We start from the raw sequence: 16,042 nt of genomic DNA, 5'->3' as shown, positions 1-16,042 counted from the left end.
TCGGTCGGCACGAGGCGTGCTCCGGTTACCCCACCTGCTGCGCGAGTTCGCCGGATCGGTTGCCGGCCCGGTCCACCGCGATGACGTGGACGGTGTGCGGCCCGGCGGACAGGCCGGCGAGCGGAATCACCGCGCGGCCGAACCGGACGTCCACCCATCCCGCGCTGTCGCTGTCGGCCGGGGCGTCGACGGCGTACCGGAAGTGGTCGACCCCTGATTCGTCGAACGAGCCGACCGTGAGGCCGGTCGCGGTGGTCGGGGCCGTGGTCGTCGCCGGGTACTGCCGCACCCCGCCGCTGTCCCAGCGGACCAGCAGGTTTCCCCGCGGATCCCGGATCATGTCGGCCGCGCCGGTCCAGGCTCCGGCCGGGAAGACCCCGTTGCGGGTGGTGAAGCCACCGGCGTCGTCGGCCACGCGGGCCGTGGCGGCACCGTCGGCGGTGCGCAGCACCACCGCCTGATGCCCGTCGATGGTGTCGACGTACATGCCGACCGTGCTGACGTCCCCGGCCGGTCGGATCACGACCGGGACGCCGGTCGTCAACCCGCCCGAATCCGGCCGGCCGAGCACCGGGTAGCCCAGCACCTGACCGTCGGCGCAGCGCAGCACCAGGTCGTCGCGGGCGTCACCGAGCACGTCGCCCGCGGTCAGTTCGGCGATGCCGAGGCCGCCGCACCAGCCACCGGAGGGTGCGGTCACCGGCTGCCCGGGGTGCGCCGGCGACTGTCCGGCCTGGAACGGGACGGGCACGACCGAGACGGCGTCCGTGCCCTGCCGGATCACCACGTTGTCGAACTGGCCGCCCAGGTTCAGCGGCGCCATGTCGCGCACGTCGTCCCACCGCAGGTAGCCGTTGCCGTCGGGTGCCATCGCCGGAGTCACGGTGCCGGTGTCCCAGCGGGCCGCCACGACGGCCGCGTCCGGGGCGGTGAAGAAACCGGTCGTGAGGTGGGTCGCGGCCGTGAAGCCGAACTCGGCGTCGGCCAGCGCGGGCTGTTCCGCCGCGGAGGCCACGTTCGGGTCCGTCTGCGGGCGGATCTTGTACAGGTGCAGCCGCCCGTCGTCGGCCGACGTGCCGCCCTGGCGCCGGCCGCGGGTGACCAGTTCGTCCAGGCCGTCGCCGTCGAAGTCAGCGAGTGCCGTGGCCGCGACCTCGTTCTGACCGGTCTCCGGGGCCGCCTGGACCAGCGCCGAAGTGGACTGGAAACCGTTCTTCAGGGCGGGGTAGACGTACAGGCTGCCGCTGTTCCAGCGTACGAACAGGTCGTCGTAGAGGTCAGTGCCGCCCTTCTCCACCTTGTACGCCTCGCCGAAGGCGATGTGCCGCGCGTCCGACAGCCGGCCGGCGGCCATCAACTCTCGCGGGGACGAGTACGCGGCTCCGGTGATGGTGATCGCGGCCAGCGAGCCGTTGTCGCGACGGATGATCAGGGCGTCCCGATGTGTGGCCGAGTTGCCGTCGACGTCGCCGGCGGTGATCTCGGCGACGCCGTTCAGGCTCCACGTCGTCATCACCGACGTGCCGGTCCTCAGCCCGTCCTTGCCGTAGTACACGTACAGGCTGTTCCTGCTCCAGCGGACCGCGAGATCGGTTTTCAGGTCACCGTCGAAGTCTCCGACGGCGATGTCGGTCGCGTCCGACCAACCGCCGTCCTGGGTCGTGCGCAGCACCACGGGCTGGCCCAGCTTGCCGCCGGGAAGGCCGGGATACACGTCCACGGCGCCGTTGTACCAGCGAACCACCAGGTCGTCGATCGCGTCGCCGTCGAACTTGCCGGCCACGATGTCGGCGGCACCGGACCAGCCGCTGCGGGAATCCGGAACCAGCTGGCCGGCGGCCGGTTGGACGACCGGGGTGGCCGGCGGCTGCCGGTCGTCGGCCCAGACCGCCTCGCCGCGCAGGATCTTGTGATCGCGGCGGCTGAAACCGGGATCGACGGTGCCGCCCTGCACCCAGCGCACCTGGGCGGCCGAGCCGAACATGTAGTCGAACTTGCGAGCCGGCTTGGGATTGCCGGCCTCGTCGGTGCCGGCGAAGGTCGTCATCTCGCCGGAGCGGCAGTACGCCAGTTGCCGGCAGCCGTCGGTGAAGTAGGCCCGGTCCTGCTCGTCGACCTCGTGGAAGGCGCCGGTCCCGCCGCCGCTGCCGTAGAACGCCCCCAGGTTCGGGTCGAACGGGTCGGCGTTGAAATCCCCGGCGATGATGATCGGCCGGCCGGCTGCCCAGGTGTTCATCTGCGCCACGGCCTCGGGCATGCCCTGGTCGACGCTCACGGTGTCGAGGTGCACCGTGCAGGCAAGACTGTCCCGCCCCTTGACGACGGCGCCCATGCAGAGCAGTTCCCGCTTCTCCTCGGACGCCGCGGACGAGGTCCGGCCCTGGTCCCACAGTTCGGTCAGCTCGCGGGTGTAGGTGGTGGTGGCCGCGTCGGTGCGGACGAAGACGGCATCACCGAAGTCGTCGTTCGCGGTCACCCCGGGCACCAGCCACTTGTCGCAGCCGTTGTCGCCGGACCGGTTGGTCCACCAAGCGATGTGGTAGTTGGCCGGAAGCCGGTGGGCGAGCAGTTCCCGCTGGCCCGCGCACATCTCCTGGAACACGGCGACATCCGAGTCCCAGTCGCGGACCTGCTGGGCGACCCGGTCGGCCCAGGCGTCGGCCGCCTCCAGCGGCCGGCAGTTGGCCTGGTAGGAGCCGCACACGTTGAAGCTCAGCATCTTGACCGACTGCGCGGCCGCGGCCTCGGCGCGTGCACTGCACAATCCGAAGGCCAGGATCATCAGCGCGACGACGATCGCCGCTTTCCCCCGTTGTCTTGCAAAGATCATGCGGCAGTTTGCCACAAGATCGACTCTCGCCTCTGCCCCTCGAAACCGTCTACTTCATCGCGGTGGCCCACTCGGCCGCCGTCGAAGGGCTGTAGTACCGGGTGAAACCGCAGCCCCACGCGACCGCGTCGTCGAGCGGTGCGCCACCCCAGCGGGGCATGCCGGACACGAGCAACCGGGTACCGATCCGATAGGCCGGAACGGGATCCTCGGTGAGCGACGCCATGTCCACCGTCGCGGTGGCCCCGGAGCCACCCTTGAACCAGGTGTGCACCTGGAAGGTCACCGATCGCAGATCCAGGGATGCGGGATTCGGGCTGCGATCGGTTCGTCCCGGTCCGATGCCGGTCACGGTGCCGTCGAAGGCGAAGGCGTTCTCGGCCAGCGTCTTCGGTGAATAGGCCTTGACGCAGGACTCCGCGCCGAAGCCGACCGGATCGCCCGGCTTGACCCCGGCCGGCAGATCGGCCGCCGGCACCGACGCGACCGGGGCCGACGACGAGGCGATCGGCGGCTGGGCCTGCGGCGTCGCGGCCGGCCGGGAGACGATGTACCCGCCCGCGGCGAGGATCACCGCGGTCGTGGTCGCCGCCGCCGCGGTCAGGGTGCGGCGCCGGCGGTGGACCCGGCGCACCGCCGCGGCGGCCACGACCAGCTCGTCGGGGGCGCCGGCGGCGTCGGCGGCGAACAGTGCGCGCAGCTCGCGTTCGGTCGACTGGTTCATCGGTTCTCCCTCTGTGCGTCGATGGCCGCGGGTTCCCGCAGGCTGGCCAGGGCCCGGGAGGCGGTGGCCCGCACCGAGCTCTCGCTGACCCCCATGGCGGCGGCGATCGCCGCGTCGTCCAGGTCGGCGTAGTAGCGCAGGACCAGCACGGTCCGGGCGCGCGGGGCGAGCCTGCTCAGCAGCATCCGCATCTGATCGCGGGCGGCGACCGCGTCGGCCGGGTCGGCCACCGGGGCGCCGGTCTCCGGGCGCAGGTCGGCCGGCCGTTCGGTCGTCCAGCGCCGGCGGCGCCAGCTCAGATGGGCGTTGACCAGCATGCGGCGTACATAGGCCTCCGGGTTGGTGGCCGCGCGCACCCGTTTCCAGTGCCGGTAGGCATCGGCCAGCACGGTCTGGGCCAGATCCTCGGCCACCAGCCGGTCGCCGCTCAGGACGAACGCCAGGCGCACCAGCGACCGGCCGTACCCCGCCACGAAATCCTCGAACGACACGCCCGCTCCCGTCAGTGCTTCTCACCAGAAAGACGCATCGGCCACCGCCCGGCGCTGCATGCCCGCTCTTGCTAACCGAGGGCCGCGGGTTTGTCAGCCCGCTGTCGGCAATCGAACTCATTCGATGGGCGATTCACTCACGGGTCGTAACGTAACGATCGGCATCGATCGATGCCTGCCGCTGCGGCCCTGACGCCGCACCGACAATCGGGGGAAACATGCAGCTCAATCATCGTTCAAGGTGGCTGTTGGCCACCGCGACGACCGTCGTGCTGACGGTCGTCACCCTACCGGTCGCCGCCTCGGCGTCCGCCGGACCGGTCATCGATCCGGACCAGCAGTACGCCGCGTTCCTGGCCGAGAAGAAGGCGGACGGCAGCTGGGCGGGCTCGGCCGACCCGGGCGACAAGGCCAAGGCGCCGGCCACCGACCTGGCCGCCTTCCCCAAGCTCACCGACCGGCAGCTCGCCGCGATGAAAGCGGCGACGCCCAAGGTCGCGGCGTCCGGCACCGAGGCACCGGCGACCGTGCAGAGCGTGAAGGTCACGGCCGAGGGCACCAGCGTGACCACCTACCTGCCGGCGCCGGGGGTCACCCCGGATCAGCTGGCCGGCAACCTGCGGTCCCGGGGGCAGGCATCGGTCCGCGTCGTGCGGCCGGCGGCGGCCGACGGCGTCTCGCTGATGGCGGCGAGCGACTGCTCGTACGGTTACGCCACGACGTTCAGCTGCCCGGTGTCGTACTGGCGCAACGAGGGGTGGGAAGACCCGTACGTGCGGTTCAACGACCACTCCGGGTCCTCGTGGCCGGTGTCCAAGGCGGTGCCCAAGTGGAACACGGTGCAGAACATCGACAGCGAGTACCACTTCAACAGCTGCTCGTCGGTGTCCGGCTCCCGCTGCGTGGACGTCTTCTCCGGCAACTACGGCGCCACCGGCTGGACCGGGCTGACCACGCTGTACTACGCGTCCGGCTCGCCCGGCGCGCTGTCCGACTCGGGCGCGAAGATCCAGCTCAACGACTACTACAACCCGACCACCTACGGTTTCACCCGTAACAACGTCGCCACCCACGAGGTGGGCCACGCGCTGGGGCTCGGCCACAACGGCTACAGCGGCGACGTCCTGTACTACGTGTCCAACACCCGTGAGGACATCGGCGGCCAGAACCCGGTGCTGCTGGCCGGCATCTACTCGGTCAGCCGCTGACCTTGGTCCGAGAGGTTGAGCCGGCCCGCGACGGTGCGGGCCGGCTCAGCCCTGCAGCCAGCGCAGCACCGCCAGCACCCGGCGGTTGTTCTGTTCCTGCTGCTCCAGGCTCAGCTTCTTGAAGATGCTCAGGATGTGCTTCTCGACCGTGCGCGGGCTCAGGAACAGCGCCTCGGCCACCCCGTTGTTGGAGCAGCCCTCGGCCATCAGCCGCAGCACGTTGCGTTCCTGCGAGGACAGCGAGTCCAGGGAGAGCTGCCGGCTGGGCCGGCCCATCAGGCCGCGCACGATCTCCGGGTCGATCGCGGTCTGCCCGCCGGCCACCCGGGCGAGCGCGTCCAGCAGCACGTCCACGTCCCGGACCCGGTCCTTGACCAGGTAGCCGACGCCGGTCTGGTCGATCTCGAGCAGGCGCAGCGCGTACTCGGCGGCCGAGTACGCGCTCAGCAGCAGGATGCCCACGCCCGGATGCCGGTCGCGGACGTTGGCCGCGGCGTGCAGGCCCTCGGTGCCCGGCTCGGAACGCAGCCGGATGTCGAGGATGACCACGTCGGGCGGGTCGGTGGCGATGCCGGCCAGCAGTTCGCTCTCGTCGGCGGCCTCCAGGGTGACCTCGATGCCGATCTCCCGCAGCAGAGCGGCGAGGGCGGCGCGGAACAGCGGGGCGTCGTCGGCCAGGGCTACACGCACGGCACACGCACCGTCAGCGTCGTGCCGTGACCGGTTTCGCTGGTCACGCTCAGATCGCCACGCAGCGACTCGACCCGGTCGCGCAGCCCGGCCAGTCCGGTGCCGGCATCCAGGCGCGCGCCGCCGCGGCCGTCGTCGCTGATCCGGGCGACGACCAGGTCGTCGTCAAGACGTACCTCAACGTGGGTTGTCTTTGCCTGGGCGTGCCGGACCACATTGGTCATGGCCTCGCAGATGACGAAGTAGAGGGTTTCCTCGACCGCTTCCGGCAGCCGGGTCGGGGTGATGTCGAGGACGGCGGCGATGCCCAGCCGGTCGGCCATGCCGGAGATGGCGGCTTCGAGACCGAATTCGTTCAGCACCGCCGGGTGGATGCCGCGGGCCAGGCTGCGCAGCTCGTCGAGGGCGGCGTCGAGTTCGTTGCCGGCCGTGTCGATCGCGGCGATCGGGTCGCCGCCGCGCTGGGCCCGGTGTTTGGCCAGGCTGAGGCTGCTCAGGACGCTGAGCAGCAGCTGCTGGGCGCCGTCGTGCAGGTTGCGTTCGATGCGGCGGCGTTCGGCCATGCCGGCCTCGGCGATGCGCCGCCGCGAGGCCTGCACCTGGGCGAGCTGGGCGGCCAGGTCGTCGCGCAGCAGACCGTTCTCCAGGACCAGGCCACCGGCGACGGCGGCGCTGTGGACCAGGTCGCTGCGGCGGCGCATGAGCGGGTCGACCAGCAGGACGGCCAGCGGGCGCCCGTCGCCGCCGGGCACCGCGACCCGCCATCGGGTCTGTTCCTCGGGCCGCAGAGGATGCCCCTCGTACGTGACGAACTGGGTCGCCGTGCCGGCCGGGAGCGCGAGGACGAGCCCCGGATCGCCGAGCACCTCGCGGAGCGCGACCTGCACGTCCTTGAGCGATTCGCAGCCGGCCATGCGCACCACCAGGTCGGCCACCGAGGACCGGGCCAGCCGGCGCTGGGTGAGGCTGACCAGGAACGCGACCGGGGCGACCAGGGCGGCCAGGGCGGTGACCGTCCGCAGCGCGCCGGTGATCGTCTCGGGCAGGTGAATCAGCTGGGCCGTGATGTAGATGCTGCCCAGGATGCCGATGGCGATGCCGGCGGCGGACGCGGGAAGCGTGTCCGCCCGTTCCAGACCTCGGCTGCGGCGGATTTTCAGAACAAGCAGCAGCACCAGTACGAGGGCGAGGACGATCGTGCCGATCTTGAAGATCACCGACCAGAGCCGGAACAGGTGATCGTCCGGTGCGACGGTCAGCCACCAGCTGTTCTCGTCCCAGCCGGCCCAGCCGGGCCGGGAGACCGCGACGATGAACAGTTTCACGCCGACGATCCAGATGGCGAAGCCGATGAAGTACCAGCGTTCGTAGCGCCGCCCGAGCACCGGTTCCGGGTAGCGCAACAGGGCCAGCCCGCCGATCGCGAACCACCAATATCCGAACAGGAACGACAACAGCGGCGCCGGGCCGATGTTCCACGAGTCCGGCCAGATCCACCACCAGGACGCCTCGTAGCAGGCCGCGGCCACGATCATCGCCCAGCCGGTGCGCCCGGTGCTGCGGTCGTGCAGCAGGAACACGCCGCTGGCCGCGAACGAGGTCACGACCAGGACGTAGATGCTGCCCAGCGCGAAGTCCCTGGTCCACCAGGGCACCCAGGACAGGGCCGCGGTGGTCGCGGCGAGCAACGAGACGAATGCGGCCGCGCGCACCGGGCTCTTTCCCTGCATTCGCGGGGAAAACGCCGCGGTCCCGGGCGTCGTGACGGTCATGAACAACATTTTGGTCCGCGGCCGTTACTCGCACCAGCGGCAATGTATGGGGGTTTTCCCGCCTATTAAGCAGGTGCCGCTAATGCTTATCGTGAGCGGGCTGGAACCATTCAAGGTCAATTTCTCGGCAGCTCAGTTGATCTTTTCCGGCGGCGAGCGGTCACGGGGAGACCGCGTCGTGGCGGCGACGGCGGTCTCGCGGCCGGTGCGGTTCGGCAATCCGCACCGGCCGCCAAGCATTGCCGGTCCATCACCTTCCGGTCCGATGTGGTCCCGCTCGACGGGCGGTGGATCGCCCTGCTCTTCGGCTCCGCCGACCGGACCCGACGCTCGACCAAGATTAGTACTAGTGTACGAATCTTGTTGCGGGCCGGAGGTGGCCCGCGGGTCTCGCAAGGGGGAGCCGGGCATGCGGGCGACGGATCACGCGTTCCGGCCGTTGCCGGCGCTTACGGTGCCGGAGTCGGCGCTGGTCGAGTACGCGCGCACCCTCAGCCGGCACATCGACCGGACCGGGAGCGGGCCGACCGGCTGGGCCCATCGCAGCTCGGCGCATCTGCTGCTGGTCGAAGGGCGCCTGTTCACACCCGCGCCGGGGCCGGCCGGGCGGCGGGTGCCGAGCCGCAACTCCTACCGCAACGCGGCGGCCACCGCCCGCCGGCACGGTCTGCTCTACGCCGAAGGCATGGCCGCGACCCTGATCTCCGGCACGGTGTGGAGCTTCCCGCACGCCTGGTGCGTGACCAGCGACGGCCGCGCGATCGACCCGACCTGGGAGGCCGGTCACGGACTGGCCTATCTGGGCATCGCGGTCGCCGACCCGGACCGGTGGCCGACCGGGCGGCGGCCGGGCAGCCTGCTCGAGGACTACCCGGCCAACATGCCTCTGCTGCGGGACGGTCTGCCCGCCGGGATGACCGCGCCGCTGGGGCAGGCCCTCGTGCGGCCACGACAGGTCTCTACCGGGCCACCGGGTCGGGCAGCCGACACGGTCAGACGGGGCAGCCCGAGCCGAGAGTGCTGATGTAGACGGCGGCGGCCACGACACCGCCCAGCGCCAGGATCAGGCCGGCCGGCCAGCCGAGGAGCACCTGAGGGCGGTCACCGGGACGCCGCACGTACATGACGATCAGGACGGCCACGGCCAGGATCGCATCCAAGGCGGTCGGGTCGCATCGTCGAAGACTGGACGTACCGACGTGAATGCGGTCGATCACGCCATTGATCTCGGCAAAATCCAGGTTGCCGCCCGGCCTTAACGTGGGGCCAAGGCCGATTCGTCAATTTCGAGTACTGGTGATCTTCAGCCAGTCGGGCGACGTTCGATCGGAGAGTGCCGTGGGTAGCGAACCGAACAGTTATCCGAGGCCGTTCCTCGAAGCAACCTCCCTGCGCATCGCGTTGGACGAGGTTGCCGATGCCTCCATGGACATCGAACCAACCGTGCGCGCGGACATCGCACGACAACTCGCAGAGTTGACCGAAGCTGCCGAGAAGATCGAACAGGGAATCATGGTCGACACCGAACTTGACAGAACTTTCAAGTGGGTCGATCGCATACGACGCGACGTCGGGATCGGCCCCGCGCAGAGATACCGCGCCCGCTGGTTCATCCGAGGATGAGCGCCACGTTGAGCACCATGAAGGACGCGGCGACGGTGATTGCCCTGCTGGTCGCCGGCGGTTGGGCCATCTATCGATTCACTCTTCACCGGACGCTCAACTCTTTCGTCAAACTCGAACTTGTCGGTGATGTCTTTGTAACGCAAGGCGGCCCGACCTGGGTATTACTGGGGGCCACGGCGACCAACCCCAGCACCACAGGCGTGGCCAGGAGATTGGCATGGATAGAGCTGCAGCCGCTCACGACGGCTGGCGAACCGGTTCAGCGGATCACATCGGTGCAACCAAAAAAAACTGACGATGCCCGGCTGTACGGTATCTTCGGGTCCTTCAAGTACTTGGAGCCGGGGGAGGATTTTCAAGATTCCTTATTGGTTGCGGTCCCTTCCGGCACGAGATTTGTACTCGTCAAACTTTTCTTCTCAGGAGGCCGACCTGGCGAGACATGGCGCATCCACAAGATCTTTGCCTTGAGCCTGTCTCATCCTGCGTAGCGGTTCGCTCCGACGTGGCGCAAACGAGGATGGCCTGCTGCCGCAGGCGCAGGATATACCTTGTCAGCGAACGGCATGCGGTGATTCGACGGCGGCAGTGCGTGCCCGCTGAGAAGGTGCCGCGCGTGCCCGCGGACCCCATTTCCGACAAGGAAATTCTCCGCCGTGCCGACGACGGCCCCGCTGAGGCCCCGCCGTTGCGGCAGGTCCCTGCACGGCGGTTCTCGACGGAATCCGGCGCGTCCCGCGGAGTCGCCTGAGCCCTTCGCTCCTGTCCGGCCCGGGCGACTGGAAGGTATGGCCCGCAACGGAGCAGTCACCAAGCAGTACCGGACCCGGCTCGCCATCGTCCCGAAAACACCGTGACAGGCCCGAGGCGCATCCGACGGCTGCGCGCAGCACCCGCCCATTTACCAGGTCGGAGCCGGTGTTGCGGTTGACGGACGTAAGACGCCGGTAGCGCCGACGGTGCCAGTCGCTACGCCGGCTTGGCGGCCTTGGCGCCACCCCAGAGGGCGCCGGGGTTGGCGCGGCGCGGGTAGAGCTTGAGCATCCGGTCGTACATCTCCTCCGCGGTCCGGGAGTCGTCCGCGGCGGCGGTGAAGCTACGCAGGTAGGCCGCGGTCTCGGCGAGGATTTTCGGGTCGTCGGCCGCGTCCGGCTTCTTGTGGCCCGCGACGACCGCCACCGGGTCGAGCGCGGCGAGTCGCTCGGTGGCCTGCGCCCACTGTTCGCGTGTCTCCCGTGTCGTCTCGGCCGTGTACTGGTGGGTGTCGTTGTAGGCGACGTCGCCGGCGACGATCAGGCGCAGGTCGGGGACCCACAGCGAGGTGGAGTCGGCGGTGTCGGTGAAGCCGGTCTCGATCACCTGCAGTTGGTGGCCCTCGAGTTCGAACTGGTGGCCGTCGGCCGGCTCCGGGAAGGCGATTTCCGGGATCTGGCCGGGGAACAGCTTTCCCCAGAATCCGTCGCGCCACTGGGGCCCACCCTGAATGTGCGCTCCCGCCACGGATCCGGCCGTGGCGATCGCTTTCGCGTCCGGGAACGCCGCCAGGAGTTGACCGATGCCGAAGAAGTGGTCACCGTGGCCGTGGGTGATGAAGACGTAGGTCAGGTTGCGGCCGAACGACTTCACCCAGTCCACCAGTTCGTCGTTCTGGTCGATCGACGTGTACGTGTCGACCAGAACCGCGTCGTGTTGGCCGTAGATGAGGGTGGCGCTGTTGGCGACCCACTGCAGATCCTGCGGCCCGTGCGGCAGGTCGCGGGTGACGCCCTGCCGGGTTGCGGTGCGCACGGCGTACGCGAGATTGGTGTTGTTGGTCATGGGTAGCTCCTGAGATGTGTCGCCGGGTCAGGCGCCACTGACGGTGAGGGTGTCCTGCAGGACGTCGGCCAGGCGGGTGCCGGCCAGCTCACGACGGATCGCGTCGTCGACTCGGGCATAAACGGGTGTGAGTGCCGGGCGGATGCCGCGGGCGACCGGGCAGGACTCGCTGGGTTCGTTGCGGTGCAGCACGAACGCGGCCTCCGCACCGAGTGCCTCGTTGATGTCCCACAGGCTGATGTCTTCCGGAGCCCTGGCCAGACGCCAACCGGCGCCCGGGCCGCGCTGCGTCTCGATCAGCCCGGACTTGACCATCTCGCTCATCAGTCGCCGGATCACCACCGGGTTGGTGGCCACGCTCTTCGCGATCTGCTCGGACGTGGCGAACTTGCCGCCCAGTCGCTCGTTGAGGGCTACCCATGCGAGGGCGTGGGTGGCGATCGTCAGCTTGCTGTTGGCGCTCACGGATGAACCGTAACCAAACCAGTTACACTTTCCAAGGGTAACGCCGTTGTGACGGCAGCAACTTGTTTGAGCACGGGAGCTCCCTCAGGGAAGGCCGGCACCACCGGTGCCTGCCGGACGACCCGGCCGCGGCGGCTGAGATCTACGGCTCGCAGGACCTCACGGTCCCGCCTGCCCTTATCGGCTGACCCGCACCCGGTACGGATTCCGCCCGCCCCGGGCCCGACCGGCCAACCGAAACTGGTCCGCGACCCGATAGTCCACAGAGAACAGTCTTCCTAAAGTCGGCCTCGTGACGGAACCGGTCGGCTCCCGCGGCATGCGCTGGCTGTACCTGTTGGTGCTCCTCGGCCTGGCCGGGGTCGGCACCGGCGCCGGCGACATCGTCTTCGTCGTGCACAACCTGGGCCACTGGGGTGAGGTTCAGGCCTGCGCGGCCGTGAACGGCCTGCCCCCGGACGGTGGGGAGATCGCCGGGCTGATCGGCCGGCGGGCCGACTACGACCGCTGTTCCGAGGATTTCCAGACGATCCGGCTGGCGTCGCGGATCGGCGGGGCGGCCGGCGTGATCGTCCTGACCGGCGTGATGATCCTGGTCGGCGGCCTGCTCCAGCAGCGCAAGGTGCGACGGCAGTTTCGCCGCGGCCTGCCACCCGAAGACAAGGCCGGCGTGATCACCGCCCGTTTCGAGGACTGCTGCGACCGGCTGGACCTGCGCGGACGTCGCCGGCCCCGGCTGGTGGTGCTGCCGCCGGGCGGATCGGACCGGGACGCGTACACCACCAAGGTCCCGTTCCGGCGCCCGGCCGTCGTCGTCCCGGTCGAGCAGGCGTACGACAAGATCACCGGCAAGCTCGACCTGGTCCTGCTGCACGAGCTCGGCCACGTCCGGGCCCGGGACCTGACCTGGGCGTCGGCCACCTGGTGGGCCGGGCTGATCGTGATGCCGGTGCTGCTGCTCGCGATGGCCCCGGGCCTGGTCTCGACGTTCGCGGTCACCACCCGCTACGCCCTGTCTTTGCCGATCGCCGCCGCGCTTGCCTCGGCAACACTATTGCTGCGTACGGCGGTGCTCCGTCGCCGCGAGCACACCGCCGACCGGTTCGCCGCCGGTTACGGTCCCGACGCCCGGACCGCCCTGTCCGAGATCGCGACCGCGGCCGGCGAGCCACCGGGCTGGACGCCGCGCCGGCTGTTCGCGACGCACCCGCCGAAGGCCGAGCGGTTCGCCGCGCTGGATCGGGTGGGCCGCTGGGAGGGCGGGTTCGCGGTCGCGTTCACGGTCGGGCTGCTGGCCATGTTCACGTTCCAGACGGTGCGGCAGGTCAGCGTGGACCTGGTCGCGAACGCGGTCGCCGCGACGGTGTGGGCCGGGATCACGGTGCCGCTCTGGTCGTGGCGACCCGCCCCGGGCCGTCGGCAGTGGTGGGCGCGGGTACTGGGTTCGGCCGCCGGGCTGCTGGCCGGGTATGTGTTGCCGCCGTTCGGTGCGATCGCCCCGGCCTACGGATTCTTCCTGGACGGCATCGTGCCCGGCGCCCTGGCCGGCGGGGTGGTGCTGCTGGTCGGGGTCAGCGCGCTCGGGGCCGGGCTGGCCGAGGCGGTGGCCGCGGCGGCCGGGCCGGTTCGCCGTACCGTCGCTGCGGTTTTGGTCGTTCTTGAACTGTCCTTGCTGTTCACCGCTCTGCTGCACGCCGCCGACCTGGTCGTGAGCGCCCATTTCTTCTGGCGCAGCGTGGCCATCGACCGCTACATGTTCGGCACGCCGATCGGTTTGTTCGCCGCCGCCGCACCGCCCGGACTCGCGCTGACCACCGCCCTGGTGGTGGCCCTCGGACCGCGCAAGCGCTGGCGGGGGCCGGCGCTGGTCGCCGTCGTCGCCGTGGGCGCGGCCGCTCCGGCGATCGTGTGGCTCACCGACCACGTGATCGAGCGCGGCGACGCCTACTACGTTCTGCACAGTCGCTGGCTGCTGTGCGCGGTCACCGGCTGGCTGGTCACCATGCTGTTCCTGGCCGGCCGGGGCCGCCGCGGTGTCACCGCCGCGGTGCTGGCCGGCGTGCTGACCACCGCGGCCAGTGCCCTGCTGCAGGTCCTCTGGGCCATCCGCTCCGGGCCGGGACCGAACTGGGCGCGCTTCCTGGCCGATTTCGAGCAGCGTCCGGCCTGGCTGCTCACCGCCCTGCTGGTGGGGACCGTGCCGCTGGCGATCCTGGTGCACGACGTGGCCGCGCCGTTCCGGACGATCGGCCGGCGCGTCGCCCTCGTTGCGGTGCCGGGCGTGCTGGCGGTCACCACGGTGGTCGCTCTGGGCTGGACCGCACCGGTCACCGGCGGGCCCGGCGACGCCGCCCGGCTCGCCCGCGCCGACGTCGAACCGGCCGGCCGGGCCGGCTCCGGGGCAGGTCGGACCCTGACCGACGGCGAGGTGAAGGACGCTCTGGCCGCGGCGCGGCGGTTCCTGCCGGTCGACTGGACTGATCAAAAAGTGCCGGCCGGGGCCCGCACCGGGGTGCTGCCGCCGTCCTGCGCGGACCTGTTCGCCGCCGGGCTCGCCGCCGACCGGGCGCGGCCGGTGACCGCGAGCGGCGGGCTCGCGCTGGGGCTGCCGGCGACCGCGATGCCGCCGCTCGGGGCGACCATGGCGTTGTCGCTCACCTCGTACCGGACGCCCGAGGCGGCCCGGCAGGTGCTGGAGCAGACCCGGGCCGAGCTGGCCGGCTGCCCGCGGTGGACCGAGCCGGCACCGTTCAGCGACGAACGCCTCGGTCACCTGTGGGCACTTCAAATGCCAGGACCAACCGATTTCCCGTACGAGAATGTGCGCTCCCGACTGACCAGCAGCGCCTCCGTCGGGGGACTTCCGGCCGTGACCGGCAGTGCCCGGCTGGTGGCCGCCGTTGGCCACAATGTGGTCATCGCCGAGATCGCGTACGGTCGCCCGTTCTACGCCAGCCTGGAAACCTCCCAGCAGCTCCTGCTCGACCAGTTGGTGGTCACCGGAGCCAAGTTGATCATTCACGCGCTCGATCCCTGAGTTCGCACTCATCTACGCCGAGGGGAACATTGCGATGGAAGAGTCCACGTTGCGTCTCAGCCACCTGGCCCGCGAGGTGGTCGAGGCCACCGCGCCCGACGAACTGGAACTGTTGCCGCAGGTGACCGCCGCCTGGCTGGCCGGGGACCTCGAACCGGCCGGCGACCGGATCCGCTGGCGCGGTGGCGCGATCGGCGCCGGCCTCGGCACCGATCTGCTGGTCACCATCATCTACCCGGCCCTGGCCGGTGCGGTGACGCCGCTGCTGACCGCGGTCGGCGTGCACGGCTGGCGGCGGATGTCCGCCCGCCTCGGGCGCCGGCCCCGGCCGGTCGACGTGATCATCCCGGTCGACGTGATCGACCAGGCCGAACTGGTCCGGGACCGGATCCTGCAGGACTCGGCCCGGCTCGGCATCCCGGCCGAGCAGGCCACTTTGATCGCCGAGGCCGCGTACGCCGCGCTGCTGCGCCACCGGCTCGGTGACCGATGATCGCCCGCCGCCGTGTCCTGGCCATCGCCGGAGCCGCCGCCGTCGGCCTGCTCACCGGGTGCGGGGACGACACCCCGGCCGCACCGCTGGGCCCCGGCCCGTCACCGGTCACGGGTGGAACGCCGGCCGCCGACGACCTGGTTGCCCGGCTCGACACCTATCCCAGCGCCTACCGTTTCACCCCGGCCGGCAGCATCGCCTACGACGACGAACCGGCCCGCGCCCGCGCGTACGTCGCCATGCGCACCGAAGCCGTCGCGCTGCTGAACTGGGCGCGCACGAACGGCCACCCGGACATCGTCCCGGCGCTGCCGAGCGACCTTGCCGGCCAGGAATACCTGCTCGATTCGCTGGTCAGCAACTCCGACACCCTCGACAGCCAGCCGCTGTTCGGTGCGAAGGCACCCATCGGCCGGCTCATCCCGGACGACGAGACGATCTCCAGTGACCTGCAGGGAATGCAGTCGGCGTTCTCGCTGATCATGCTCAAGACGGTGTTGTCCAAAGCCGACTACGCCCGCCTGGTCACCACGTCACCGCTGGTCACGGCCGCGGCCGGGAAGAACATCATCTCCATCTACCCGTACGAGGACTCCAAGAACAAGAAGGGCGACGTGTACGTGACGCTGTCGTCCGGCATCATCGCGGCGTTCGTCAAGGACCCCGGGCTGCGCTGGCTGATCATGAACCCGGGCCAGGGCATGTCCGAAGCCGATCAGAAGCGCCTGGTCGAGGGCGGCGGCACGTTGTTCACCGAAGAGGGCTACCGCAGCATCTACATCGACAGCGGACGCGCCCAGAACAAGCCCGCGACCATCGCCCGAACCCTGTACGACGCGCTGCGCTCGGTACGCCCCTGATCCAACGTGAGGCGTCCCCGCCGGTAGC

At 70.3% G+C, this 16,042-nt stretch carries 15 protein-coding genes; 7 read left to right on the top strand and 8 right to left on the bottom strand.

Features of this window, described 5'->3' with window-relative positions:
• Window positions 1–25 precede the first annotated feature (25 nt).
• The 3 genes from ACSHV8_RS25245 to ACSHV8_RS25235 are packed head-to-tail and all read right to left on the bottom strand — an operon-like array spanning window position 26 to window position 4,045.
• Window positions 26–2,830 carry an endonuclease/exonuclease/phosphatase family protein gene (locus ACSHV8_RS25245; RefSeq protein WP_436536361.1) on the bottom strand — a complete coding sequence of 935 codons (2,805 nt, stop codon included), beginning with the start codon at window positions 2,828–2,830 and terminating at the stop codon, window positions 26–28.
• A gap of 49 nt (window positions 2,831–2,879) precedes the next feature.
• Window positions 2,880–3,554, bottom strand: coding sequence for a hypothetical protein (locus tag ACSHV8_RS25240; protein ID WP_436536359.1), 675 nt, complete (start codon window positions 3,552–3,554; stop codon window positions 2,880–2,882).
• On the bottom strand, window positions 3,551–4,045 hold the full coding sequence (locus ACSHV8_RS25235) for a SigE family RNA polymerase sigma factor (RefSeq protein WP_436536357.1): 495 nt from the start codon (window positions 4,043–4,045) through the stop codon (window positions 3,551–3,553). Before ACSHV8_RS25235 ends, ACSHV8_RS25240 begins: the two co-directional genes overlap by 4 nt.
• Window positions 4,046–4,293: 248 nt before the next feature.
• Here ACSHV8_RS25235 and ACSHV8_RS25230 point away from each other — a divergent pair, with 248 nt between their 5' ends.
• A complete protein-coding gene (locus tag ACSHV8_RS25230) occupies window positions 4,294–5,253 on the top strand; it encodes a matrixin family metalloprotease (protein ID WP_436536355.1) in 960 nt (319 codons plus the stop codon).
• 45 nt (window positions 5,254–5,298) lie between these two features.
• Here ACSHV8_RS25230 and ACSHV8_RS25225 read toward each other — a convergent pair whose 3' ends face one another.
• Entirely contained in the window at window positions 5,299–5,943 is a 645-nt protein-coding gene (locus tag ACSHV8_RS25225) for a response regulator (RefSeq protein ID WP_436536354.1), read from the bottom strand.
• Window positions 5,934–7,715, bottom strand: a complete 1,782-nt coding sequence (locus ACSHV8_RS25220) for a sensor histidine kinase (RefSeq protein ID WP_436536353.1) — start codon at window positions 7,713–7,715, stop codon at window positions 5,934–5,936. Before ACSHV8_RS25220 ends, ACSHV8_RS25225 begins: the two co-directional genes overlap by 10 nt.
• 409 nt (window positions 7,716–8,124) lie before the next feature.
• Between ACSHV8_RS25220 and ACSHV8_RS25215 the strand changes: the two genes are divergently transcribed.
• Entirely contained in the window at window positions 8,125–8,739 is a 615-nt protein-coding gene (locus ACSHV8_RS25215) for a hypothetical protein (protein ID WP_436536352.1), read from the top strand.
• On the opposite strand, the gene ACSHV8_RS25210 is transcribed toward ACSHV8_RS25215, so the two are convergent.
• Window positions 8,708–8,932, bottom strand: coding sequence for a hypothetical protein (locus ACSHV8_RS25210; protein WP_436536350.1), 225 nt, complete (start codon window positions 8,930–8,932; stop codon window positions 8,708–8,710). The genes ACSHV8_RS25215 and ACSHV8_RS25210 overlap by 32 nt on opposite strands.
• A 79-nt stretch (window positions 8,933–9,011) precedes the next feature.
• Between ACSHV8_RS25210 and ACSHV8_RS25205 the strand changes: the two genes are divergently transcribed.
• A complete protein-coding gene (locus ACSHV8_RS25205) occupies window positions 9,012–9,338 on the top strand; it encodes a hypothetical protein (RefSeq protein WP_436536348.1) in 327 nt (108 codons plus the stop codon).
• The gene (locus ACSHV8_RS25200; RefSeq protein ID WP_436536346.1) at window positions 9,335–9,832 is read left to right on the top strand and encodes a hypothetical protein; all 498 of its coding nucleotides are present in this window, start codon (window positions 9,335–9,337) and stop codon (window positions 9,830–9,832) included. Before ACSHV8_RS25205 ends, ACSHV8_RS25200 begins: the two co-directional genes overlap by 4 nt.
• 478 nt (window positions 9,833–10,310) lie before the next feature.
• Here ACSHV8_RS25200 and ACSHV8_RS25195 read toward each other — a convergent pair whose 3' ends face one another.
• Window positions 10,311–11,159, bottom strand: coding sequence for an MBL fold metallo-hydrolase (locus ACSHV8_RS25195; RefSeq protein ID WP_436536344.1), 849 nt, complete (start codon window positions 11,157–11,159; stop codon window positions 10,311–10,313).
• A 27-nt stretch (window positions 11,160–11,186) separates the two neighbouring features.
• On the bottom strand, window positions 11,187–11,624 hold the full coding sequence (locus tag ACSHV8_RS25190) for an Rrf2 family transcriptional regulator (RefSeq protein ID WP_436536342.1): 438 nt from the start codon (window positions 11,622–11,624) through the stop codon (window positions 11,187–11,189).
• 292 nt (window positions 11,625–11,916) lie between these two features.
• On the opposite strand from ACSHV8_RS25190, the gene ACSHV8_RS25185 reads away from it, so the two are divergent.
• Genes ACSHV8_RS25185 through ACSHV8_RS25175 form a run of 3 tightly spaced genes read left to right on the top strand, consistent with a single transcriptional unit; the run spans window position 11,917 to window position 16,014 of the window.
• On the top strand, window positions 11,917–14,661 hold the full coding sequence (locus ACSHV8_RS25185) for a M48 family metalloprotease (protein WP_436536340.1): 2,745 nt from the start codon (window positions 11,917–11,919) through the stop codon (window positions 14,659–14,661).
• 34 nt (window positions 14,662–14,695) lie between these two features.
• Window positions 14,696–15,154 (top strand): hypothetical protein, encoded by a 459-nt coding sequence (locus tag ACSHV8_RS25180; protein WP_436536338.1) that lies wholly within the window; start codon window positions 14,696–14,698, stop codon window positions 15,152–15,154.
• Window positions 15,151–16,014: a hypothetical protein gene (locus ACSHV8_RS25175; protein ID WP_436536336.1), complete on the top strand. Its 864-nt coding sequence runs from the start codon at window positions 15,151–15,153 to the stop codon at window positions 16,012–16,014. The genes ACSHV8_RS25180 and ACSHV8_RS25175 overlap by 4 nt, the downstream gene beginning before the upstream one ends.
• Window positions 16,015–16,042 lie beyond the last annotated feature (28 nt).

The organism is Actinoplanes sp. HUAS TT8, assembly GCF_051380535.1.
Lineage (GTDB): Bacteria > Actinomycetota > Actinomycetes > Mycobacteriales > Micromonosporaceae > Actinoplanes.
This window is presented reverse-complemented; position numbering and strand designations above follow the sequence as displayed.

Coding starts and splice junctions, on each gene's coding strand:
- ACSHV8_RS25245 (WP_436536361.1), bottom strand. CDS start 2,830: ATGATCTTTGCAAGACAACGGGGGAAAGCGGCGATCGTCGTCGCGCTG.
- ACSHV8_RS25240 (WP_436536359.1), bottom strand. CDS start 3,554: ATGAACCAGTCGACCGAACGCGAGCTGCGCGCACTGTTCGCCGCCGAC.
- ACSHV8_RS25220 (WP_436536353.1), bottom strand. CDS start 7,715: ATGACCGTCACGACGCCCGGGACCGCGGCGTTTTCCCCGCGAATGCAG.
- ACSHV8_RS25215 (WP_436536352.1), top strand. CDS start 8,125: ATGCGGGCGACGGATCACGCGTTCCGGCCGTTGCCGGCGCTTACGGTG.
- ACSHV8_RS25200 (WP_436536346.1), top strand. CDS start 9,335: ATGAGCGCCACGTTGAGCACCATGAAGGACGCGGCGACGGTGATTGCC.
- ACSHV8_RS25195 (WP_436536344.1), bottom strand. CDS start 11,159: ATGACCAACAACACCAATCTCGCGTACGCCGTGCGCACCGCAACCCGG.
- ACSHV8_RS25180 (WP_436536338.1), top strand. CDS start 14,696: ATGGAAGAGTCCACGTTGCGTCTCAGCCACCTGGCCCGCGAGGTGGTC.
- ACSHV8_RS25175 (WP_436536336.1), top strand. CDS start 15,151: ATGATCGCCCGCCGCCGTGTCCTGGCCATCGCCGGAGCCGCCGCCGTC.